Source organism: Frigoribacterium sp. NBH87 (genome assembly GCF_014217665.1).
Lineage (GTDB): Bacteria > Actinomycetota > Actinomycetes > Actinomycetales > Microbacteriaceae > Frigoribacterium > Frigoribacterium endophyticum.
Genome location: NZ_CP043650.1, coordinates 953,084 through 974,006, shown reverse-complemented (window position 1 = coordinate 974,006; position 20,923 = coordinate 953,084). Strand labels below are relative to the sequence as shown.

Annotated in this window: 20 protein-coding genes; 12 read left to right on the top strand and 8 right to left on the bottom strand. The window is 74.0% G+C overall.

Features of this window, described 5'->3' with window-relative positions:
• Positions 1–10: 10 nt before the first annotated feature.
• Both F1C15_RS04560 and F1C15_RS04555 read right to left on the bottom strand, forming a co-directional pair.
• Positions 11–1,462, bottom strand: a complete 1,452-nt coding sequence (locus F1C15_RS04560; protein ID WP_185233240.1) for a serine hydrolase — start codon at positions 1,460–1,462, stop codon at positions 11–13.
• Positions 1,463–1,732: 270 nt separating this feature from the next.
• The gene (locus F1C15_RS04555) at positions 1,733–2,545 is read right to left on the bottom strand and encodes a DUF4184 family protein (RefSeq protein WP_185233236.1); all 813 of its coding nucleotides are present in this window, start codon (positions 2,543–2,545) and stop codon (positions 1,733–1,735) included.
• A gap of 216 nt (positions 2,546–2,761) precedes the next feature.
• Here F1C15_RS04555 and F1C15_RS04550 point away from each other — a divergent pair, with 216 nt between their 5' ends.
• The 3 genes from F1C15_RS04550 to F1C15_RS04540 are packed head-to-tail and all read left to right on the top strand — an operon-like array spanning position 2,762 to position 3,809.
• Complete coding sequence (locus F1C15_RS04550) at positions 2,762–3,211, top strand: SRPBCC domain-containing protein (protein ID WP_185233234.1); 450 nt, start codon at positions 2,762–2,764, stop codon at positions 3,209–3,211.
• Positions 3,212–3,258: 47 nt separating this feature from the next.
• Positions 3,259–3,558: a hypothetical protein gene (locus F1C15_RS04545; protein WP_156370048.1), complete on the top strand. Its 300-nt coding sequence runs from the start codon at positions 3,259–3,261 to the stop codon at positions 3,556–3,558.
• A complete protein-coding gene (locus F1C15_RS04540) occupies positions 3,555–3,809 on the top strand; it encodes a hypothetical protein (RefSeq protein ID WP_185233231.1) in 255 nt (84 codons plus the stop codon). Before F1C15_RS04545 ends, F1C15_RS04540 begins: the two co-directional genes overlap by 4 nt.
• A 125-nt stretch (positions 3,810–3,934) precedes the next feature.
• On the opposite strand, the gene F1C15_RS04535 is transcribed toward F1C15_RS04540, so the two are convergent.
• Positions 3,935–4,603: a hypothetical protein gene (locus F1C15_RS04535; RefSeq protein WP_219731568.1), complete on the bottom strand. Its 669-nt coding sequence runs from the start codon at positions 4,601–4,603 to the stop codon at positions 3,935–3,937.
• A gap of 302 nt (positions 4,604–4,905) precedes the next feature.
• Here F1C15_RS04535 and F1C15_RS04530 point away from each other — a divergent pair, with 302 nt between their 5' ends.
• Together F1C15_RS04530 and F1C15_RS04525 are read left to right on the top strand one after the other, a co-directional pair.
• Positions 4,906–5,439 (top strand): PadR family transcriptional regulator, encoded by a 534-nt coding sequence (locus tag F1C15_RS04530; RefSeq protein ID WP_056056499.1) that lies wholly within the window; start codon positions 4,906–4,908, stop codon positions 5,437–5,439.
• 71 nt (positions 5,440–5,510) lie between these two features.
• On the top strand, positions 5,511–7,187 hold the full coding sequence (locus F1C15_RS04525) for an AarF/ABC1/UbiB kinase family protein (protein WP_185234063.1): 1,677 nt from the start codon (positions 5,511–5,513) through the stop codon (positions 7,185–7,187).
• 83 nt (positions 7,188–7,270) lie between these two features.
• Here F1C15_RS04525 and F1C15_RS04520 read toward each other — a convergent pair whose 3' ends face one another.
• Complete coding sequence (locus F1C15_RS04520; RefSeq protein ID WP_185233225.1) at positions 7,271–8,953, bottom strand: long-chain-fatty-acid--CoA ligase; 1,683 nt, start codon at positions 8,951–8,953, stop codon at positions 7,271–7,273.
• A gap of 72 nt (positions 8,954–9,025) precedes the next feature.
• Between F1C15_RS04520 and F1C15_RS04515 the strand changes: the two genes are divergently transcribed.
• The 3 genes from F1C15_RS04515 (at position 9,026) to lepB (ending at position 11,628) form a co-directional block, all read left to right on the top strand.
• A complete protein-coding gene (locus F1C15_RS04515) occupies positions 9,026–9,844 on the top strand; it encodes an SDR family oxidoreductase (protein WP_370543616.1) in 819 nt (272 codons plus the stop codon).
• A gap of 155 nt (positions 9,845–9,999) precedes the next feature.
• On the top strand, positions 10,000–10,917 hold the full coding sequence (locus F1C15_RS04510; protein ID WP_185233218.1) for an oxygenase MpaB family protein: 918 nt from the start codon (positions 10,000–10,002) through the stop codon (positions 10,915–10,917).
• Positions 10,918–10,992: 75 nt separating this feature from the next.
• Positions 10,993–11,628, top strand: a complete 636-nt coding sequence (lepB, locus tag F1C15_RS04505) for a signal peptidase I (RefSeq protein ID WP_185233216.1) — start codon at positions 10,993–10,995, stop codon at positions 11,626–11,628.
• A 12-nt stretch (positions 11,629–11,640) separates the two neighbouring features.
• Here the strand turns inward: lepB and F1C15_RS04500 are convergent, their stop codons facing one another.
• Together F1C15_RS04500 and F1C15_RS04495 are read right to left on the bottom strand one after the other, a co-directional pair.
• Positions 11,641–13,341 carry a long-chain-fatty-acid--CoA ligase gene (locus F1C15_RS04500; protein ID WP_056056496.1) on the bottom strand — a complete coding sequence of 567 codons (1,701 nt, stop codon included), beginning with the start codon at positions 13,339–13,341 and terminating at the stop codon, positions 11,641–11,643.
• 92 nt (positions 13,342–13,433) lie between these two features.
• A complete protein-coding gene (locus F1C15_RS04495; protein ID WP_056056495.1) occupies positions 13,434–13,991 on the bottom strand; it encodes a TIGR03086 family metal-binding protein in 558 nt (185 codons plus the stop codon).
• A 166-nt stretch (positions 13,992–14,157) separates the two neighbouring features.
• Between F1C15_RS04495 and F1C15_RS04490 the strand changes: the two genes are divergently transcribed.
• Positions 14,158–14,466, top strand: coding sequence for a DUF6412 domain-containing protein (locus tag F1C15_RS04490; RefSeq protein ID WP_185233213.1), 309 nt, complete (start codon positions 14,158–14,160; stop codon positions 14,464–14,466).
• Positions 14,467–14,538: 72 nt separating this feature from the next.
• The gene (gene yidC, locus F1C15_RS04485; RefSeq protein WP_056056493.1) at positions 14,539–15,321 is read left to right on the top strand and encodes a membrane protein insertase YidC; all 783 of its coding nucleotides are present in this window, start codon (positions 14,539–14,541) and stop codon (positions 15,319–15,321) included.
• A gap of 61 nt (positions 15,322–15,382) precedes the next feature.
• Here the strand turns inward: yidC and F1C15_RS04480 are convergent, their stop codons facing one another.
• Entirely contained in the window at positions 15,383–15,934 is a 552-nt protein-coding gene (locus F1C15_RS04480) for a YceI family protein (protein WP_056056492.1), read from the bottom strand.
• Between the two features lie 202 nt (positions 15,935–16,136).
• The gene (locus F1C15_RS04475; RefSeq protein WP_056056491.1) at positions 16,137–17,141 is read right to left on the bottom strand and encodes an aldo/keto reductase family protein; all 1,005 of its coding nucleotides are present in this window, start codon (positions 17,139–17,141) and stop codon (positions 16,137–16,139) included.
• A gap of 265 nt (positions 17,142–17,406) precedes the next feature.
• Between F1C15_RS04475 and F1C15_RS04470 the strand changes: the two genes are divergently transcribed.
• Together F1C15_RS04470 and F1C15_RS04465 are read left to right on the top strand one after the other, a co-directional pair.
• Complete coding sequence (locus tag F1C15_RS04470) at positions 17,407–18,921, top strand: glycosyltransferase (protein ID WP_235491244.1); 1,515 nt, start codon at positions 17,407–17,409, stop codon at positions 18,919–18,921.
• Positions 18,918–20,915 carry a glycosyltransferase family 39 protein gene (locus F1C15_RS04465; protein WP_185233210.1) on the top strand — a complete coding sequence of 666 codons (1,998 nt, stop codon included), beginning with the start codon at positions 18,918–18,920 and terminating at the stop codon, positions 20,913–20,915. The genes F1C15_RS04470 and F1C15_RS04465 overlap by 4 nt, the downstream gene beginning before the upstream one ends.
• The last annotated feature ends 8 nt before the right edge of the window (positions 20,916–20,923 follow it).

Here is a 20,923-nt window from a genome sequence, read left to right as displayed (position 1 = left end):
CGGCCCGGCCCTAGCGCGTCGCCACGTCGTCGGGGCCGGGGGCCCGCAGGGTCCTCAGGTCGGGGCCGTGCAGGGGCGCCGTCCGCCACCGGACGCTCACCGTGCCGGTGCCCCGGTCGGCGTCGAGGTGGAGGCGGTGGGGCGTCTCCACGAAGACGACGTCGACGAGCAGGTGGTCGCCGTGCTGCTCGGCCCAGGTGGCGAGCGGGCCGGTGGTGCGCCACTCGCCGAGCCCCAGGGCGGCCTCGAGGCGGTGGTCGCCCTCGACGAGGGTGAGCGTCGGCGTGCCCTCGGTCGTGACCTCGACGGCGGTGAGGCCGGGCTGGTCGCCGCCCGCGGCGACGGTCCAGGTGCCCGCGGCGGGGGTGCCGACCGTCTCCTCGCCCCTGGTCGTGTCGTCGCCCGCCGCGCCGTCGCCGGTCGGGGCCGCGACGCCGGGCAGCGTCAGTGCGCCCAGCCGCTCGGCGAGGCGGGCGTCGTCGTCGGCGCTGCCGCCGGCGCCGAGGGCGGGCAGCACGGTGGCCCAGACGAGGTCGAGCAGCGCCTTCGTGTCGGTGGTCTGGCTCGTGATCGCGACGACGAGGTCGTGCTCGGGCACGACCAGGCTGAACTGGCCGTAGGCGCCGTCGGCACGGTACCCGTGCGTGGAGACCCAGAACTGGAAGCCGTAGCCCTGCTGCCAGTCGGCCGACCCCTCGTGGGCCGTCGAGGCGTGCGGGCGCGACGCCTCGGCGACCCAGGCGGCGGAGACGAGCTGCTCGTCGCCCCACCGGCCCTGCTGCAGGTGCAGCTGGCCGAGGGCCGCGACCGCGTCGGTGGTCGTGTGCAGGCCGCTGAAGCCCAGCTCGGCGCCGCTCGCGTCGCGCTGCCACGCGGCCACGTCGATGCCGAGCGGGTCGAGGAGGCGCGGGCGCAGGTAGTCGACCAGCGTCGCTCCCGAGGCGCGGCGCACCACCTCCGCGAGCGTGTACGTGCAGGGCTGGTTGTAGGCGAAGACCGAGCCGGGCTCGGCCTCGGGCGGCGTGAGCAGGAAGCCGCGGACGACGTTCGTGGGGTCGAGCGTCTCGGCGCGGTCGAGCGTCTCCGTCCGGTGGCCGCTGGCCATGGCGAGCAGGTGGCGGAGGCGCATCCGGCGCGTCCGGTCGTCGGTCACCTCGGCGTCGAGCTCGGGGAACCAGCTGATGACCGTGTCGTCGATCGTCAGCAGTCCCTCGTCGGCGGCGATGCCGACCGCCGTGGCCGTGAAGCTCTTGCTCACCGAGTAGACGAGGTGCGGGCGCTCGGCCGAGTACGGCGCCCACCAGCCCCGGGCGACGACGGCGCCGCGGTGCACCACGACGAGGCCGTGCGGCTCGACGCCGGGCGTCGCCTCCAGGCCGTCGACGAGGGCGAGCAGCCCCCGGGCGTCGACGCCCAGGTCGGAGGGGGAGCGGGTGGGCAGCGTGGTCGTCGTCGAGGTCACGGGCCGAGCCTACGACGCGCCTCTCGGCCTGGGCGTCCGTTGCCCCGCCGGCCGGCGGATCGCCCCCACCCCGCCCTGCCCCGCCCTGCCCCGCCGCGCCCGCCGTGCCCTGCCGCTCTCTGTCGCAATTGCCGACCGTTCGCCTGCTCCCGGCGTCCTGGTACCTGACTTTCCGGTCATCAGGAGGCGCGTGGTCGGGTTCTGCAGCTCGGGCCGGCTGCCTGTGCCGGGTGGGCGGTGGCGCGGAGTTCGTCGAGTTCAGGCACCCGGTCATGGTGCAGCGCCCTCGCCCCGACCGTCGAACGGCTCCTCGGGGGTCGCGACGCCCTCGGTGCGCCCTCCGGCGCGTCGTCCGAGCTGGACGGCGATGGACGCCCCGACGGCCAGCAGCAGCAGGAGCGCGCCCGAGCCCGTGCCCGCGAAGAACACGAACGACTTCGCCGTCCCGACGTCGGAGGGCAGCCCGCGGGTGACCGCCACGGCGACGGGGCCCGTGACCAGGGCGGCGACGGCGAGCCACCACGAGACGGTCCGCGACCGTGACGGTCGAGGCCGAGCGCTGACGGGTGCGCGCCGCAGGTACCGCGCCCCGGCGACCGCGAGCACGGCGAGCCCGACGACCGACGACCCGTACTGCGTCCACTGCGTGCCAACGAAGGGGCCCCACGGCTCCGCCAGGGCGGGCAGCAGGGTGCTGCCGAGCCGCCCGGGGTGGGTGAAGGCGTCCCACCCCACGTGCGTCAGCACGCCGACGGCGACGGCGAGCAGCACCCCGAGGAGGCGGCCGGCCGACGTCGCCCCGGGCACGGCCCAGGCCGGCGGGAGGCGCGTGCCGACCACCGGGGGCAGCAGCACCCCGGCGGCGGGGCGCAGCACCCGGAGCCACACCAGGTAGAGCAGCGCTCCGAGCGGCACGGAGACCACGAGCAGGCCCGGGACGCCGTGCGTGGTCTCGTAGGTCACCCCGACGGGGAAGAAGAGGGGGAGGTCGGGCGCCATCGAGCCGACGGCGACGGCCCCGGCGGGCAGCGGGCTCCGGACGAACGGCAGGGCGACGACCGCGTGGCTGGGGGTGAAGGGCACGACCCATGGTCGCGGGGCGGGTGGCCCGGCGTCGTCCTCCCCAGGGCGGGACGGTGTCCACCCGTGGGCTGAGCAGAGCGCCGGGCGTGCGTCGTCGCGCGGCCTTGGCGCGGCCGGCCGGGGCCTGGGACACTGCCACCAGGCCTGCGAGGGCCGACCACCGACTCCGGCAGGTCGCCCGCCCCGGCCACCGCCACCGAAACGAGGAGCACCCCGATGAACGACCAGGCTGCCGAGGGCGTCGAGATCGTCCGGACCTGCACCGCGCCTCCCGCAGCGGTGTTCTCGGCCTGGACGACCGCCGCCGACTTCGCCCGCTGGTTCGGCGGACCGGCCGTCGACGTGCCGCTCGACGCCCTCGACTACGAGGCCGTCGCGGGGCGGGCCTGGTCGGCGACCATGGTGCTGCCCGACGGGAACGCCCTCAGCTGGGCCGGCGAGTTCGTCGAGGTCGTGCCCGACGAGCGCCTCGTCCTGACGCTCACCGACGACCCGGCGTCGCCCGCTCGCGCGACGATGGTGGTCGAGCTCGCCGAGGTGGACGGCGGCACGCGCATGCGCTTCACGCAGGAGACGCCCGGCTTCTCGGCCGAGCAGCGCGACGCGACCGCCGCCGGCTGGGCCGGCTTCTTCGACGAGCTCGCCGCCGGCCTGCCCTCGTCGTAGCCCACGCTCCGTCGTCGCCCGCCGCGCCGTCGCCCTACCCTGGGCGCATGAGCCGACCCGCCGAGCCCGCTGCGCCGAGACCGCGCCTCGTGTGGGCCGTCGTGCACTACTGGACCGCCACGGTGCACGACTACGAGGAGGTCGCCTTCCCCCGCCTCTTCGGCGTGTACTCGACGAGGGCACGCGCCCGGGCGGCCGCGGACCGCGCCCGGACCCAACGGGGCTTCGACGGGCGCCTCGGCGCCGTCGACGAGGTGGAGCCCCTCCGCATCGAGAGGTGGCCGGTCGATGAACCCGCCTGGGTCGGCGGCTTCTTCTCGTACGACGCCGAGGGGCGCGAGGAGTGACGAGGGTCTGGTCGCTGACGCACCTCCGCCCGCGGGGGTCGCACACCGAGTGGCCGCTCGTCGACGTCAAGCAGATCGGCTTCTTCCGGTCGGAGGGCGAGGCCCGCCGAGCCGCCCGTCGCCTCCGCCTCGACCCTGGCTTCCGACGCTTCCTGGACCAGTTCCGCATCGAGGCCGTCGAGCTCGACGTCGACCGCTACGACGACGGCTTCGACCCCGACGCCGACCGGGATCTCGTCCCGAGCGACTGAGGGCCCCCGAGTGGTCGCGAACTGCTGCCCGGAGGGGGACCGGGTCGCCGTTCGTGACCACTCGGTACTCGTGCGACGGCGAAGCCGAGTGCGGGAGGCGCGGTGCTGGCCTGAGCGGCTCGTCGTCACGTCCTGGAGGCTGCCCGCCAGGCGTCGTAGCTCTCGTACTCCGCCGCGAGGCTCGCGAAGACCGGGCTCCGATCCGCCAGGGCGAAGACCTGCCGACGGTAGGACCGCCGCAGCGGCAGGGTGAGCTCGACCAGGTCGGGCAGATCGAGCAACGGCGTCAGGTCGTGGTCCAAGAGGCGCGTGCCGGGCAGGGAGAGGCACCGCAGCTGCCGCAGGCGGGGCACCCACCTGAGATGCGGCACGATCAGCCCCGTGTCCGAGCCGGGCGAGACGTTGCCGAGGGTGAGCGAGGTGACGCCCACCAGCTCGCTGAGGACGGCCACGTCAGGCACGCGATGGACCTGCGACAAGGTCAGCTGTGTCAAGCGCGCCATCCCGAGGAGCGGGGTCAGGCTCTCGACCCGGCTCGCGCCCTGCAGGTCGAGCGTCTCGAGCGAGGAGAGCTGGGCGACGGGCGACAGATCGTCGTACGGGCCCCACTTCACGCCCAGGGACCTCAGCTGCCCTTGGCCGGCCACGGCGGCCAGGAGTCCCTGTCCCACCCGAGAGGCGAGCCGGAGATCGGTGATCGCGGTCGGCCACGTGGAGAGGAACTCGATCCACGATCGCAGCCGGCGGGCCTCCGCGGCGGCGCCGGACCCGGGGGACGCGGCGTGCGTGGCCACGATCGCGACGCGCTCCTCACCGGCGTACTGGTCCGGGTGGTCGATGAGAGGGACGACCTCAGGACGTGTGTTCACGAGCTCACGCTAGGGCGTCGAGCCCCGGGTGAGAAGAGATGGGTCACAGGCCCCCCGAGTGGTCGCGAACTGCTGCCGGTGGGGGCGAGAGCCGCCGATCGTGACCGCTCGGGCGACGGCGGGGCCGAGCGCGGGAGGCGCGGTGCCAGCCTGAGCGCCCGCCCGGCTCCGTGTCGGGGGCCAGGTATATCGTTCGGGCATCGCTCGACCCTCGACTGGAGATCATCATGAGCACCTCGCGCACACCCGGTTCGTTCCCCGTCGACCTCGACGGCATGTGGCAGGCCATGGACCAGCTCCGGTCGACCTTCGACCGCCGCGACGGCGCCCGCGCCCCGCGCGGCGAGCTCCGCGCGGCGATCCTCGCCCTCCTCGCCGAGCGGCCGATGCACGGCTACCAGGTCATCCACGAGATCGAGGAGCGCACGGGCGGCGACTGGAAGCCCAGCGCGGGCTCCGTCTACCCGACCCTCCAGCTGCTCGCCGACGAGGGCCTCGTCGTCGCGGAGGAGACCGACGGCCGCAAGGTCTACTCGCTGACCGACACGGGCCGCGCCGCCGCGGGCGTCGACCCGTCCGACCCGTGGTCCGCCCCGCGCTCCTCCGGCGACCGTCGCACCGCCCTGCCCAAGGCCGGCATCGAGCTCGCCCGCGCCACGGCGCAGGTGGGCCGCACCGGCACCGCCGCGCAGATCGACGAGGCGGTGGCGGCCCTCGACGAGGCCCGTCGCCGCATCTACTCGATCCTCGCTCGAGACTGACGCGGGTGGCACCGACCGCCCCCCTCCCGACCCCCACAGCCTCAGCCCGAGCCGGTGAGCCGGGCGACGCCCTGCGCGACCGCGCGGGGCGGGCCCGGTACCGGCGCATCCTCCGGTTCGCCTCCCGTCACCTCGCCGTGACCTGGTGGTTCGAGCTGGTGCTGCCGAGGTTCGGCCTGCGCTGGGTCGCCGAGCGTACCCGCGCCCGACGCATGCAGCGCTTCGCACGCGGCTTCCACGCGCTGGCGCTCGACCTCGGCGGGCTGATGATCAAGGTCGGGCAGTACCTCTCGTCGCGCCTGGACGTCCTCCCGCCCGAGATCACGAAGGAGCTCGAGGGTCTGCAAGACGAGGTGACGCCCGTGCCGTTCCCCGAGATCCGGGCGCTCGCCGAGGCCGAGCTGGGCATGCCCCTCGACCGCGTCTTCACCGCCGTCTCTCCCGAGCCGATCGCCGCCGCCTCCCTCGGCCAGGCGCACCGGGCGACGCTCGGCCCGGTCGACTCCGCCGACACCGGGCTCGTCCACGTCGTGCTCAAGGTGCAGCGGCCCGGCATCGACCGGATCGTCGACGTCGACCTCGCCGCGCTCCGCAAGGTGGGCGGCTGGCTGAGCCACGTCCGCCTGGTCTCCGACCGGGTCGACGCCCCTGCCCTCGTCGAGGAGTTCGCGCGGACGAGCCTGGAAGAGATCGACTACCTCAACGAGGCCGCGAACTCGGCCCGCTTCGCGGCCGACTTCGCCGACGACGACCGGGTCGGCGTGCCCGACGTCGTCTGGGAGCGCTCGACGCGGAAGGTGCTCGTGCTCGAGGACGTCTCGGCGATCAAGATCACCGACGTCGACGGCCTCCGCGCCGCCGGCATCGACCCGGTCGAGGTCGCCCCCGTCTTCGCCGCGGTGATGTTCGACCAGCTCTTCACGAACGGCTTCTTCCACGCCGACCCGCACCCCGGCAACATCTTCGTCACCCCGGTGGCCGCCGCCGAGGGGGAACGCCCCTGGCGGCTGACCTTCATCGACTTCGGGATGATGGGGGAGGTGCCCACCGGCACCCGGAACGGTCTGCGCACGCTGCTGATCGCCGCCGCCTCCCGCGACGGCAGCGGCATGGTGAACGCGATGCGCGACCTCGGGGTGCTCTTGCCCAGCGCCGACACCCGTGAGCTCGAGCGGGCGGTCAGCGCGACCTTCGCCCGCTTCGGCGGCATGGGGTTCGCCGAGCTGCGCGAGGTCGACCCTCGGGAGTACCGCGAGTTCGCCGGCCAGTTCGGCGACCTGATCCGCGCGCTGCCGTTCCAGCTGCCCGAGGACTTCCTGCTGGTGCTCCGCGCCGTCACCCTCACCTCCGGCGTCTCCAGCGCCCTCGACCCGGTCTTCAACCTCTGGGACTCCGTCGAGCCCTACGCGGCGCAGCTCGTGCGCGACGAGCGCGGCAACGCCGTGCAGGACGTCGCGCGACGGGCCCTCGCCGCGGCCGACGTCACCGTCCGGCTGCCCGGTCGGCTCGACCACCTCGTCACGCGCCTGGAGGACGGCACGCTGGAGGTCGGCAGCCCGCGCATCGAGCGTCAGCTCGGTCGCATCGAGCGGACGGCCCGCCGGGTGCTCGCGGCCGTGCTCTTCGCGGGCCTGCTCATCGCCGGCGCCGTGCTGCGCACCGACGACGACGGCCTCGGCACGGTGCTCATGGCCGCGTCGGCCGTGCCGCTGCTCTACGCCCTGCTCGCCGGCCGGCTGCCCGGCTGACGCCGGGCTGCCCGGTCAGCCCCGGGCTGCCCGCCAGCGCCCGGCTGCGCGGCCAGCCCCGGGGCTGCCCGGTCAGCCCCGGGCTAGCGGTCGGCGAGCTGGTCGCGGACCTTGCGGCGCAGCGTCTTGCCGATCAGCGACTTCGGCAGCTCGTCGACCACGACGATGCGGCGGGGCACCTTGTACGGCGTCAGGTGCGACCGCGCGAAGGTGCGGAGCGCCTGCACGTCGACGTTCGCGCCCGACTCGACGACGATGGCCGCGGCGACCTGCTCGCCGCCGGGGCTCGGCAGCCCGACGACGGCGGCCTCGGTGACGCCGTCGAAGCGCACCAGCACCTCCTCGACCTCGGAGGGGCTGACGTTGAACCCGCCGGTGATGATGAGCTCCTTGATGCGGTCGACGATGCGCACGAACCCGTCGGGGTCGATCGTGACGATGTCGCCGGTGCGGAACCAGTCGCCGTCGACGAAGACCTCGTTCGACTCCTGCGGCTTGCGGTAGTAACCGCTGAACACCTGGGGGCCGCGCACGATCAGCTCGCCGCTCTCGCCGGCCGGCACGTCGACGGTCGGGTTCTCCGGGTCGACGACGCGCACCTCGGTGCCGGGCAGCGGCAGGCCGACGGTGCCGGCGCGGCGGGTGGGCCCGACCGGGTTCGCCATCAGCACGGGCGAGCACTCCGACAGGCCGTAGCCCTCGACGAGCCAGCCGCCGCTCTCGGCCTCCCACGGCTCGACGACCTCGGCCGAGAGGGGCATCGCGCCCGAGATCGCGACCTCGACGCCCTGCAGCGAGACGCCGGCGTCGTCGGCGGCCTTCCGGAGGCGCGTGTAGATGGGCGGGACGGCCGGCAGGAAGGTCGGCGGCCGCTTCTTCATGACCTTGAGCACGAGGGCCGGGTCGAAGGCCGGGAACAGCACGAGGCGGGCGCCCATGCTCATCGCGAAGGTGAGGCAGAGCGTGAGCCCGTAGGCGTGGAACATCGGCAGCACCGCGTAGACGGTGCAGCGGCCGCGCTCGATGGTCGGCACCCACGCGCGCGACTGCGCGGCGTTGGCGAGCAGGTTGCGGTGGGTCAGCTGGGCGCCCTTCGGGGTGCCCGTGGTGCCGCTCGTGTACTGGATGACCGCCAGGTCGTCCGTCGAGGGCGCCGGGTGCTTCGCCTTGATGCGCGACGAGCCCACGATCTTCTCCCACGGCGTCGTGCCCCGGACGCTCGTGGTCAGCTTGGCGCGCGACTCCCGGGCCTTCGAGATCGGCAGGCGGAGGGCCGCCCGGGTGGCGAGGGGCATGCCGCGCGTCACGTCGACCGACACGATCGCGTCGGGGGCGACGTCGGCGGGGAAGTCCTGGAGGGTCTCCACCACCTTGTCCCACGCGACGACGACCTTGGCGCCGTGGTCCTCGAACTGGTGGCGCAGCTCGCGCGGCGTGTAGAGGGGGTTGTGCTCGACGACGATCGCCCCGAGGCGCAGCACCGCGTAGAAGGCCACGACGTGCTGCGGGCTGTTGGGCATGACGAGGGCGACGGTGTCGCCGTGGCGGACGCCCAGGCCACGCAGGCCCTCGGCGGCCCGGCTGATCTGCTCGACGAGCTCGGAGTACGACGTCGTCGCCCCGAAGAACTCGAGCGCCACGGCCCGCGGGTAGCTCTTCGCCGAGCCCTCCACCAGGTCGAGGAGCGAGCCCGTGACGGGCTCGATGTCGTGGGGGACGCCGGGAGCGTAGGAGGTCAGCCAGGGACGCGGGGTCTCGATGGTCACCCGGCCACTCTACGGCGTTGGATGATCGGGGCCGCCCCCACCCGAGGCGGTCACCACGACGAGAGGAACACCGTGATCAAGGTCTGGTTCATCACCGGGGCGTCGAAGGGCTTCGGCCGCGAGTGGGCGGAGGCCGCGCTGGAGCGCGGTGACCGCGTGGCGGGCACCGCCCGCCGGCTCGAGACCGTCGACGCACTCGTGCAGCAGTACCCCGACGCCTTCCTGCCGATCGAGCTCGACGTCACCGACCGCGAGGCCGACGTCGCCGCCGTGCAGCGTGCCGCCGAGCACTTCGGCCGGCTCGACGTCGTCGTCAACAACGCCGGCTACGGCCACTTCGGCATGGTCGAGGAGCTCACCGAGGAGGAGGCCAGGGCCCAGCTCGAGACGAACTTCTTCGGCGCGCTGTGGGTCACGCAGGCCGCCCTGCCGATCCTCCGGGCCCAGGGCAGCGGCCACGTCGTGCAGGTCTCGAGCATCGGAGGCGTCAGCGCCTTCCCCACCGTCGGCATCTACCACGCGTCGAAGTGGGCGCTCGAGGGCATGAGCCAGGCGCTCTCGCAGGAGGTCGCCGGCTTCGGCGTGCACGTCACGCTGGTGGAGCCCGGCGGCTTCTCGACCGACTGGTCGGGCCCGTCGGCCTCCCGCAGCGACGAGCTCGAGGCCTACGCCGAGGTGCGCGAGGCTGCGTCCGAGCGACCGTCGGCGGCCGATCCGGGCGACCCGCACGCCACCCGCGGCGCGATCCTCAAGGTCGTCGACGCCGAGCAGCCGCCCCTCCGCGTCTTCTTCGGCAAGGCGCCCCTCGGCATCGCCGAGGCCGACTACGAGCATCGCCTCGCGACCTGGCGCGAGTGGCAGCCCGTCGCGGAGGAGGCGCACGGGAACTGAGCCGGCCGCCCCTCCTGCACCGCGCCTCCTCGCGGGCTCCCGCACGACCGCGGAGGGCCCGTCGAGGAGGCGCGGTGCCGGCCAGGCGGTTCGACGTCGAGACAGAAGGCGCCCGCGTGGCCCCCGCGCCCAGACGTGCGGCGCATGATCGGTGCATGCCCGCCCTCACCGAGCCGCTCCGCGCCCGCCTGCAGTACACGTTCAACGGCCAGTACACGGGCACGCCCGAGTGGGTGACCGATCTCGAGAAGGGCGACGACGAGGGCTTCTTCCTGCCCGGGTCGGCCGTCTGGGCCGTCCACGGCTCGATGTCGACCATCGCCGCGGGCGTCCGCGCGCTGCTCGTGCAGGCCCTCCACCCGGGGGCGCTGGCCGGGGTGCACGACCACTCTCGGTTCCGTGACGACCCCCTGGGGCGCCTGGCCGGCACGATCCGCTGGATCTACACCGTGTCGTACGGCAGCCGCGAGGCGGCGACGCGGGCGTCGGGCTGGGTCACCCGGCTGCACACGAAGGTCGTCGGGCAGTACGACGACCGCCACGGCGTGAGCCACGACTACGCGGCCAACGACCCCGAGCTGCTCAGCTGGGTGCACATGGCCTTCGCCGACTCCTTCCTCGCGGCGTTCCAGCAGTGGGGGCACGGTGAGGTGCCTGGCGGCCCCGACGCCTACGTGCGCGAGTGGGCCACGGCCGGCGAGCTGATGGGGGTCGTCGACCCGCCCCGCACCGTCGCCGAGATGCAGCACCAGCTGATGGAGTTCGACCGCCGGGGCGTGCTCGAGTGCACGGCGCGGACCGACGAGGTGGTCCGGTTCATCCGGCGACCGCCGCTCTTCCCCGTGCTGCGGCTCGGCTACCCCGTGCTGTTCAACGGAGCCGTCGGCACCCTGCAGCCGCGGTTCCGCGAGCTGCTCGACCTGCAGCCTCCCCACCTGGGCCCGGTCGCGCTGCCGACCGCCGGCCCGGCGCAGGCGATGCTCGGGGCGATCGGCGGCGTTCTCGGCGCCCGCCCGGTGGCGGAGGAGCACGCGCTGGCGCGTCTCGAGCGGCTCGGCTGGACCGCCGCCTGAGCATCGCCGTGCGGCGTGGTCCGGGCTCGTCAGGCGCGCAGCCGGCGGGCGGCTCCGCCCTGGCAGGATGACGGCATGAGCGAGACGGCAGGCCCGGGGACGGCAGCGACCTCGGGGGCCGGTGCCGCGCCTCCCGCCCGCCCCGGCTCGTCGTGGCGCTGGCTGCGCGACATCGTCGTGGTGGTGCTCGTGGCGCTGCTCGTGTCGTGGGGCGTCCGCACCTTCCTGGTGCGGTCGTTCTACATCCCGTCGGCGTCGATGGAGGACACGCTGATGATCGACGACCGGGTGATCGTCAACGAGCTCGTGCCCGACCTCGTCGACCTCGATCGCGGCGACGTCGTCGTCTTCCACGACCCGGGCGGCTGGCTGCCCGGCGGGAGCGTCGGGGGAGACGACGAGCTGATCAAGCGCGTGGTCGGGCTGCCGGGCGACACGGTCTCGTGCTGCGACGCCGAGGGGCGGATGCTCGTGAACGGCGAACCGGTCGACGAACCGTACCTGGCCGACCCCGAGGGGCCCGCGTCGACCATCCCGTTCGACGTGACCGTGCCGGAGGGCGCGATCTGGGTGATGGGCGACAACCGCGCGCACTCCGCCGACTCCCGGCTGCACCAGAGCGGGCCCTACGACGGGTTCGTGCCGCTCGACCACGTCGTCGGGCGGGCGTTCGTGATCGTCTGGCCGATCTCCCGCTGGGGCGGGCTGTAGCCGAGGCGCGGCTCAGCGCCCGGCGATGAGCGAGTCGCGCACCTCGCGGCGCAGCACCTTGCCGATCAGCGAGCGCGGCAGCTCGTCGACGACGACGACGCGCTTCGGCACCTTGTACGCGGCGAGCTGCTCCCGGGCGTGGTCGCGGACGGCCTCGGGGTCGATCGTCGCGCCCGGGCTCGCCACGACGGCCGCGACGACGTCCTCGCCGCCGCCCGCGCGCGGGATGCCCACGACCGCGACCTCGGCGACGCCCGCGGCGCCGCGCACGGCCTCCTCGACCTCGGAGGGCGCGACGTTGAAGCCGCCGGTCACGATGAGCTCCTTGATGCGGTCGACGATCGTGACGTACCCGTCGGCGCTCATGCTGACGATGTCGCCGGTGCGGAACCAGCCGCCGGGCAGGAAGGCCTCGGCGGTCTCGTCGGGGCGGTTCCAGTACCCCTGGAAGACCTGGGGGCCCCGGAGGATCAACTCACCGGCCGCGCCCGCCGTCACCGGGCGCTCGGGGTCGGGGGCGTCGCGGTCGACGACCCGCGCCTCCGTCGACGGGAACGGCACGCCGACCGTGCCCGGGCGTCGTGTCGGGCCCATCGGGTTGCCGAGCGCGACGGGAGACGTCTCGGTGAGGCCGAAGCCCTCGACGAGCATCCCGCCCGTCACGCCCTCCCACGCGGTGACCGTCGACAGGGGCAGGTTCATCGCCCCCGAGATCGCGAAGCGGGCGCTGCTCAGGTCGACGCCGCGCTCCGCCGCCGCCTCGGCCAGGCGCTGGTAGATCGGCGGCACGGCGGGCAGGAACGTCGGCGGGTGCTTCGCCGCGGCCTTGAGCACGAGGTCGACGTCGAACTTCGGGAAGAGCACGAGGCGGGCGCCGATGCTCATCGCGAAGGTGAGGCACAGGGTGAGGCCGTAGGCGTGGAAGAAGGGCAGCACGCCGTAGACGGTCTCTTCGCCCTCGCGGATGCCCTGCACCCAGGCGCGCCCCTGCACGGCGTTGCTGTGCAGGTTGCGGTGCGTCAGCACGGCCCCCTTCGGCGAGCCGGTCGTGCCGCTCGTGTACTGCAGCAGGGCGACGTCGTCGAGGGCGGGGCGGGGGTGCCGGCGCCGCAGGGGGCGAGACGACACGAGCTCGGGCCAGGTGAGGTCGCCGCGGGTGCGGGAGGTGAGCGCCTCGCGCGACTTCCGGGCCGCCGGCACCGGCAGGGTCAGGGCCAGCCGGGTCGCCAGCGGCATCGCCCGCGTGACGTCGACCGAGACGACCGAGCGGAAGCCGATGTCGCTCGGCAGCGCCCGGAGGCGGTCGACCAGCTTGTCCCACGCGATCGCCACGGTCGCGCCGTGGTCCTCGAAGAGGTGGCGCAGTTCGCGGTCGGTGTAGAGCGGGTTGTGCTCGACGACGACCGCGCCGAGGCGCAGGACCGCGTAGAACGCGACGACGTGCTGGGGGCTGTTGGGCAGCAGGATCGCGACCCGGTCACCGGCCCCGACCCCGAGCTTGCGGAGGCCCTCGGCGGCCCGGGCGATCTCGTCGCCGAGGTCGCGGTAGCTCGTCTCCCGCCCGAAGAACTCGAGCGCCGTGCGGCTGCGGTGCGCGGCGACGGCGTCGTCGATGAGGTCGACGAGGGTGCCGGTGACGGGCTCGATGTCGGCGGGGACGCCCGGGGCGTAGCTGTGCAGCCAGGGGCGGTCGGGCGCGGTGTCGGAGCTCATGCGGCCATCGAACCAGCCGGGGGGCGGGGGAAGCTGCGTGGTCGCCGAGGGCGGACCGGGACTGCGCCTCGGTCAGCGCGCGTCGCGCCGGGTCAGCGCGCGTCGCGCCCGGTCAGCGCCAGCAGCCGCACGTGCAGCGGGGCGTCGTCGTCGACCGGCACGGGGCTCGCGAACAGCCCGGAGGCCTCGAGGGCGTCGGCCTGCGGCTCGAAGACCGTCCACACGGCCGCCACGAGCTCGTCGTCGAGGCTCTCGTCGGCGCCGATCGCCCGGGCGAGGTCCCAGGTGTGGATGGTGACGTCGGCGACCTGCTCGGCGAGGTACTCCCGGGCCGGCACGACGTCGGCGCTCAGGCGGACGGGCGCCTCGGGGTCGGCCTCGGCCCAGGCGGCCGTCGCGGCCGACGACCAGCGGTGCCACGCGGTGACGAGGTCGTCGTCGAGCGGCTCGATCGAGCGCTCGGAGGCCGACGGGTCGCCGCCGTCGAGCAGCAGCGGCACCCACTGCTGCTCGCGGGTCACGTGCCGGACGAGGTCACGGACCCGCCACTCGGTGTCGGGCGTGGGGGCGTCCCAGTCGGCCACCGCCTCCACCCGTCGGGCGAACTCGTCGTGCGCGCGCTGCTGCAGGGTGATCCAGTCGACGGTCATGGGGCGTCCTCTCGAGGCAGGGGCGTCACGACCACCGACGGCGCCGGCGGCGGAGCGGTGTCGCGGTCTGCTGGGGCCCAACCGCCGGAGGCGCGGCGGCCTTCCCGAGGTCGGCCCTCAGCGGAACAGTCGCCACGGTAGCGCCTCACCGGCTAGGGTCGCTCGCATGACGGCCCTGCTCGAGCTCCTGGCGCGCGTGCTCGCGCCGCTCGAGCACGTGGTGCAGGCCCTCGCCGCCCAGGGCGGCGACCCGGCCTCCGCCGCGGTCGTCGTCTCGCTGCTCGGCGCGGCCACGGTGCTCGTGGCGACCGGGCTGGGCCGTGCCCTGCTGGCGCTGTGCGGCCTCGCGCCCGCACCCGCGCGACGGGTGCTCAGCGAGGGGGCCGACGTGCGCCTCCTCGTGTTCCAGCGCGACCCCGACGCGGACGGGCACGTGCGCGCCCGCGCTCCGGGCCGGGCGCTCCCGGCCGCCTGACCCGACGCTCACCCGCGACCCGTCGCGGCGGCCAGACGACGTCACCCGTCTCTCTGACCGAGGAGCCCCTCCGTGGACCTGTCCGCCTTCCCGCCCGTCGCCGTCGTCCTCGACGGCCTCCACTCGTTCGTCGCCCTGCTCGCCGCCCTGGTCGAGCCAGCCGTGGGCGACCTCTCGTCGGCGCTCGCCGTCGTCCTGCTCACCGTCGTCGTCCGGCTGGTGCTGGTGCCCGTCGGGGTCTCGCAGGTGCGCGCCGAGATCGGCCGACGCCGTCTCGCGCCCCGCGTCGCCGAGCTGACCCGCCGCGTCACCGACCCCCAGGAGCGCAGCCGGCGCCTCATGGAGCTGTACTCGTCGGAGAAGGTCTCGCCGCTCGCCGGCTGCCTCCCGACCCTCGCCCAGGCCCCGGTGCTGACGGCCGTCTACTCGCTCTTCGCCCACCCGACGATCGCGGGCCACGCGAACGAGCTGCTGGGCCACACCCTGGGCGGGGCCGTGCTGGGGGCGAACCTGCCCGTGGCCCTCGGCGCGGGCCTCGCGACGGTGTGGCCGTACCTCGTGCTGCTCGCCGTGCTCGCGGTCGTCGTCGAGCTGACCCGGCGCGCCTCGCTGCGGGCGGCGGGGCCGACTGCGGCACCGCTGCCCGGTGCTGCCGGTGCCGCGGGCCCCGCCGCCGTGCCGGGCATGACGGGGCTGCTGCGGGTGCTGCCGTTCGTCAGCGTCGTCTTCGCGGCCTTCGCCCCGCTGGCCGCCGCGCTCTACCTCGTGACCAGCGCCTCCTGGACCCTGCTCGAACGGGCGGTGCTCCGCCGGGCCCTGGCGCCGCGGACCGGGGGAGGCGCGGTGGCCGTCTGAGGCAACGACGGAGGGCCCGCCCCTGCCTGAGCAGGTGCGGGCCCTCCGGGGAGCGTCGTGACTACGCCGAGAGCACGAACTGGATCTCGAGCGTGACGGTGACGTCGTTGCCGAGCGTGAAGCCGCCGGCCTCGAGCGCCGCGTTCCAGCTGACGCCGAACTCGGTGCGGTCGATCTTCGTCGTGGCCGAGAAGCCGAGCTTCGTCTGGCCGTAGCCGTCGACGACGAGGCCGCCGAACTCGCTCTTGAGGGTGACGGGCTTGGTGACGCCGCGGAGGCTCAGGTCGCCGTGCACGAGGAAGGCGTCGTCGCCCTTCTCCTCGATGCTCGTCGAGGTGAACGTCATCTGCGGGTGCTCCTCGGCGAGGAAGAAGTCGCCGGTCTGCAGGTGGCCGTCGCGGTCCTTCTGGTTCGTGTTGATCGAGGCCACGTCGATCGAGGCCGTGACCTTGCTCGCGGTGTGGTCGTCGTCGGTGACCAGGCTCGCGTCGAAGCGCTCGAACGAGCCCTTGACCTTGCTGATCGCGAGGTGGCGGACGCTGAACGAGACCTCGCTGTGGGTGGGGTCGAGGGTCCAGGTGCCGGCGGGGATCTTCTCTGCGGTGATGGCCATGGTGTTCTCCTTGAGGTGGTGACGTGTGAGGTGGTCGTGGATCGGTGACGTGTCACCGAAGGTGGTACGAGTATATGCAAGAGCATCGACAGGTCGAGCATTCCCGATCCGCGTGGCTGATCGGTGAACAGCGTCGATGCAGGTGCTGTGACCCGGTCGGCCGTCGCCGGGGCGGCGGCCGACCGGGAGATCGGGCCGAGGGTCAGGCGGGGCGCTCGGCGGGGGAGACCGTCTTCGCCGGGTCGGTCTCGGCGAGGTGGCCCACGGCCGCGTCGATCGCGGTCATGGCCTCGGCCGGCAGGCGGACGCCCGCGGCGGCGGCGTTGTCGGCCACCTGCTCGGGGCGGGAGGCCCCGATGATCGCCGAGGCGACGTTGTCGTTCTGCAGCACCCACGCGACGGCGAGCTGGGCCATCGTGAGGCCGAGGTCGTCGGCGACCGGCTTCAGGGCCGCGACGCCGGTGAGCACCTCGTCGGTCATGAACCGCTTGATGGTGTCGGCGCCGCCCTTGGCATCGGTGGCCCGGCTGCCCGCGGGCAGCTCGGCTCCCGGTGCGTACTTGCCGCTCAGGACGCCCTGCGCGACCGGCGACCAGACGATCTGGCTGACGCCGTGCTGCACGCTGGCGGGCACGACCTCCTGCTCGATGACGCGCCACAGCATCGAGTACTGGGGCTGGTTCGAGATCAGCTGCACGCCGAGCTGCTGGGCGAGCTCGTGGCCGGCGCGGATCTGCTCGGCCGTCCACTCGCTCACGCCGATGTAGAGCGCCTTGCCCTGCCGCACCACGTCGGCGAAGGCCTGCATCGTCTCCTCCAGGGGAGTCGCGCTGTCGTAGCGGTGCGCCTGGTAGAGGTCGACGTAGTCGGTGCCCAGGCGGCGGAGCGACCCGTCGATCGACTCGAGCACGTGCTTGCGGCTCAGCCCGACGTCGTTGTGGCCGCGCGGGCCGGTGGGCCAGTAGACCTTCGTGAAGATCTCGAGGCTCTCGCGCCTCTCACCGGCGAGGGCGTCGCCGAGCACCTGCTCCGCCGCGGTGTTCGCGTAGGCGTCGGCGGTGTCGAAGGTCGTGATGCCCGCGTCGAGGGCGGCGCGGACGCACTGCGTCGCGACGTCGTTCTCGACCTGCGAGGCGTGGGTGAGCCAGTTGCCGTAGGTGATCTCGGAGATCTTGAGGCCGCTGCGGCCGAGGTGTCGGAATTCCATGTCGTCACCGTACGCGCCACCCGTCGCTCCGTGGAGGCGCGTGTCGACGCCCTGGCCCCCGCCCGGGGGTCGTGTGAACGCCGTGTGTCGGGCACCTGGCAGTTCGCCGGGATCCCGTACCCCGCACCCAACCCCCCGACCGGGGGCCGCCGAACCACGACCTGACCCACCCGACCGCTCGACCCGACCCGAGCGCGCCCGACCTGGTCCCCGACGACGTGGACGCGACTCCCCCCGACCCTGACACCCGACAGGAGACCGACCCGTGCCGTCCCCCCTGACCCACCTCGCGACCTCCGTCCTCGCCGCCGGCGAGCCGGAACCGCTGCTGACGCCCCAGGCGCCCGCCGACCCCTCGCAGGTGCTGCCCAACCGCGGCAGCACCTCCGGCCTGGGCGACGGCGTGCCCGGCTTCTCGCTGCCCGACTGGAGCCCGCTCGAGTGGATCGGCTACTCGGGCCTCGTCCTGGTGACCGTCCTCCTCACCGCGGTCGCCGTCTCGACGCTGTGGTGGATGCTCCACGCCTGGCGCTCCAAGGACACCCTCGAGGGCAGCCGCTTCAGCGACTCGCCCCTCGACGCGGCGCACTCGTTCACGCTCCTCGTCCCGGGGCGCCACGAGGAGGAGGTGATGGGCCAGACGCTCGACCGCCTCGCCCAGCAGGACCACCCCGACTTCGAGATCATCGCCATCGTCGGCCACGACGACCCCGGCACCGAGCGCGTCGCCCGGGAGGCCGCCGCCCGGCACCCCGAGCTCATCCGCGTCATCGTCGACTCGAGCGTGCCGAAGAACAAGCCGAAGGCGCTCAACCTGGCGCTGCAGACCTCGCGGGGCGAGATCGTCGGGGTCTTCGACGCCGAGGACGACGTGCACCCGCGCCTGCTGACCCTCGTCGACTCGCGCTTCACCGAGACCGACGCCGACGTCGTCCAGGGCGGCGTGCAGCTGATGAACTTCCAGTCCAGCTGGTGGAGCCTCCGCAACGTGCTCGAGTACTACTTCTGGTTCCGCTCGCGGCTGCACTTCCACGCCAAGGAGAAGTTCATCCCGCTCGGCGGCAACACGGTCTTCGTCCGCAAGGAGTGGCTCGACTGGTCGGAGGGCTGGGACGCCTCGTGCCTCGCCGAGGACTGCGAGCTCGGCGTGCGCCTCTCGAGCGCCGGCGCGAAGGTCGTCGTCGCCTACAGCCCCGAGGTCGTCACCCGTGAGGAGACGCCCGGCACCTTCGTCTCGCTGCTCAAGCAGCGCACCCGCTGGAACCAGGGCTTCATGCAGGTCTACGGCAAGGGGGAGTGGCGTCAGCTGCCGACCCTGCGTCAGCGCCTGATGGCCCGCTACCTGCTCACCATGCCGTTCATCCAGGCGGCCACCGGCCTGCTCATCCCGATCAGCGTCGTGCTCATCCTCACCGTCAAGGTGCCGACGGCCATCGCGCTCGTCTCGTTCGTGCCGCTCGCACCCACGCTGGTGCTGCTGGCCGTCGAGTTCACGGGGCTGCACGAGTTCGGCAAGACGTACGGCCAGAAGGTCCGCGTGCGCGACTACGCCCGCCTCGTCTGGGGCCTCCTGCCCTACCAGATCTTCCTCGCCCTCGCCGCCGTGCGGGCCGTCTGGCGCCAGCTGCGCGGGATGAACGCGTGGGAGAAGACGGAGCACTCGGGCACGCACCGTCCCGCGGTCGCGCCCGGCGCCTCCGTCAGCGGTGCCCCGAGCTCGCCGCCCGTCGTCGTCGGCCAGCCCGTCGACGCCCTCGCGACCGTGGGGAGCGACCGATGACCGCCACGATCGAGCGGCCCGCCGCCCCCGTCCGCCCCGCCGTGCCCCGTGTCCACGACCCCGCTCCGGGCCGCGGGCGGACCCCCGTCGGCGAGTGGTTCCGTCGCCACGGCCGGAGCCTCGCCTGGCTGCTGCCGGTGCTGGCGATCGCCGCGACCGTGCAGGCCTGGAACATGGCCGGGTCGCCGCAGCGCATCGACGACGAGGGCACCTACACGGCCCAGGCCTGGGCCGTGCAGCACCTCGGCGAGCTGACCCACTACACCTACTGGTACGACCACCCGCCGGTGGGCTGGCTGCAGATCGCGGCCTACACCTCGCTGACCGGCGCCTTCTCGCGCTACGACATCGCGGTGCTGGCCGCCCGGGAGGCGGTGCTCGCGTTCACCCTCGTCGCCGTCGTGCTCGTCTGGCTGCTCGGTCGCAAGCTCGGCCTGAGCCGGCCGGCGGCGGCCGTCGCGGCCCTGGTGTTCGCGGTCTCGCCCCTGGCGCTGCAGTTCCACCGCACCGTCTACCTCGACAACATCGCGACGCCGTGGCTGCTCGCCGCTTTCGTCTTCGCCCTGAGCCGGCGCTACCAGCTGGCCGGGTACGCCGCCGCCTCGCTCACCTTCGGCATCGCCGTGCTGAGCAAGGAGACGTACCTCCTCGCCCTGCCCTTCCTGGCGTGGACGATGTGGCGCGGGGCCGACCGGTCGACGCGCCGCTACACCCTCTCGATCGCCGCGAGCCTCCTCGTGCTGGTCGGCCTCGGGTACGTCGCCCTCGCCGCCGTCAAGGGCGAGCTGCTGCCCGGCGCCGGGCGGGTGAGCCTGCTCGAGGGCGTGCAGTTCCAGCTCGCGACCCGCGAGGCCAGCGGCTCCGTGTTCGACACCGGCAGCCTCTTCTTCGCGACCGTCTCGCAGTGGTGGCAGCTCGACCCGGTGCTGATCGTGCTGGGCGTCGTGGCCGCGGTGGTGGGGCTCTTCCTCCGTCGCGTCCGTCCGATCGCCGTGATGCTCGTCTTCCTGGTCGCGTTCATGTTCCGGCCCGGCGGGTACCTGCCCGTGCCCTACGTCATCATGCTGCTGCCGTTCGCGGCCCTGCTCGTCGCGGCCGCCACCGACGCCGCCGTCCGGGCCGTCCGGGCCCGCCGCGCCGGGCGCGCGTCCACCGTCGCCGCCCGCACGGGCGCCGTCGCGTGGCTGGCCGTCACGGCGGTCGCCGTCATCGCCGTCGTGCCGCTCTGGGCCGTGCAGCTGCGCGGCTTCGTCGACGCCGACCTCGACGCCCCGATGCGGAACGCCGAGACCTGGGTCGAGCAGAACGTGCCGACCGACAGCCGGCTGCTCGTCGACGACGCGGTCTGGGTCGACCTGGTGAACGCCGGGTTCGCCCGGGAGAACGTCATCTGGTTCTACAAGATCGACACCGACGGCGCCGTCCAGGCGCAGTCGCCGAACGGTTGGCGCGACAGCGACTACCTGTTCGAGACGGAGTCGGTCCGCACCTCGGGGCTGGCCTCGGCCGACGTCCGGCAGGCGCTCGAGAGCTCGACCGTCGTGGCCTCGTTCGGCGAGGGCGACCAGCAGGTCGCCGTCCGCCGCATCGACCGTGACGGGGCCGCGGAGGCCCAGCGCACGGCCGACGAGGCCGCCGCGGCCCGGTCGCGGGCGGGCTCCGAGCTCGCCCAGAACCCCGGCCTGCAGGTGTCGTCGACCTTCGACCAGGCCCTGACCGACGGCCGCCTCGACCCGCGCGCCGTGATCGTGCTCGGGCAGCTGGCCGCCATCGCCCCGGTCTCCGTCGCCGACCCCGAGGGGCTGCCCGGCGAGCAGGAGTCGCTCTTCCGCCAGTTCGTCGTGACGCCCGGCGGCGGTGAGTCCCTCGCCGACCTCCGAGCCACCCTCGAGGGCCTCGGCGACGTGTACGCGCCGCAGTCGGTCGAGCAGGAGGGCGACGCCCTCCGCGTGACCTTCTCCGCCGTGCCGCCCGAGGGGCTCCTCGCCCCGTGACCGCCCGG

What these genes read in the sequence shown, in the direction of transcription:
- F1C15_RS04475 (WP_056056491.1), bottom strand. Translation starts at nt 17,141, where the DNA reads ATGGAATTCCGACACCTCGGCCGCAGCGGCCTCAAGATCTCCGAGATC.
- F1C15_RS04490 (WP_185233213.1), top strand. Translation starts at nt 14,158, where the DNA reads ATGACGGCCCTGCTCGAGCTCCTGGCGCGCGTGCTCGCGCCGCTCGAG.
- F1C15_RS04510 (WP_185233218.1), top strand. Translation starts at nt 10,000, where the DNA reads ATGCCCGCCCTCACCGAGCCGCTCCGCGCCCGCCTGCAGTACACGTTC.
- F1C15_RS04495 (WP_056056495.1), bottom strand. Translation starts at nt 13,991, where the DNA reads ATGACCGTCGACTGGATCACCCTGCAGCAGCGCGCGCACGACGAGTTC.
- F1C15_RS04550 (WP_185233234.1), top strand. Translation starts at nt 2,762, where the DNA reads ATGAACGACCAGGCTGCCGAGGGCGTCGAGATCGTCCGGACCTGCACC.
- F1C15_RS04545 (WP_156370048.1), top strand. Translation starts at nt 3,259, where the DNA reads ATGAGCCGACCCGCCGAGCCCGCTGCGCCGAGACCGCGCCTCGTGTGG.
- F1C15_RS04500 (WP_056056496.1), bottom strand. Translation starts at nt 13,341, where the DNA reads ATGAGCTCCGACACCGCGCCCGACCGCCCCTGGCTGCACAGCTACGCC.
- F1C15_RS04530 (WP_056056499.1), top strand. Translation starts at nt 4,906, where the DNA reads ATGAGCACCTCGCGCACACCCGGTTCGTTCCCCGTCGACCTCGACGGC.
- F1C15_RS04480 (WP_056056492.1), bottom strand. Translation starts at nt 15,934, where the DNA reads ATGGCCATCACCGCAGAGAAGATCCCCGCCGGCACCTGGACCCTCGAC.
- F1C15_RS04465 (WP_185233210.1), top strand. Translation starts at nt 18,918, where the DNA reads ATGACCGCCACGATCGAGCGGCCCGCCGCCCCCGTCCGCCCCGCCGTG.
- lepB (WP_185233216.1), top strand. Translation starts at nt 10,993, where the DNA reads ATGAGCGAGACGGCAGGCCCGGGGACGGCAGCGACCTCGGGGGCCGGT.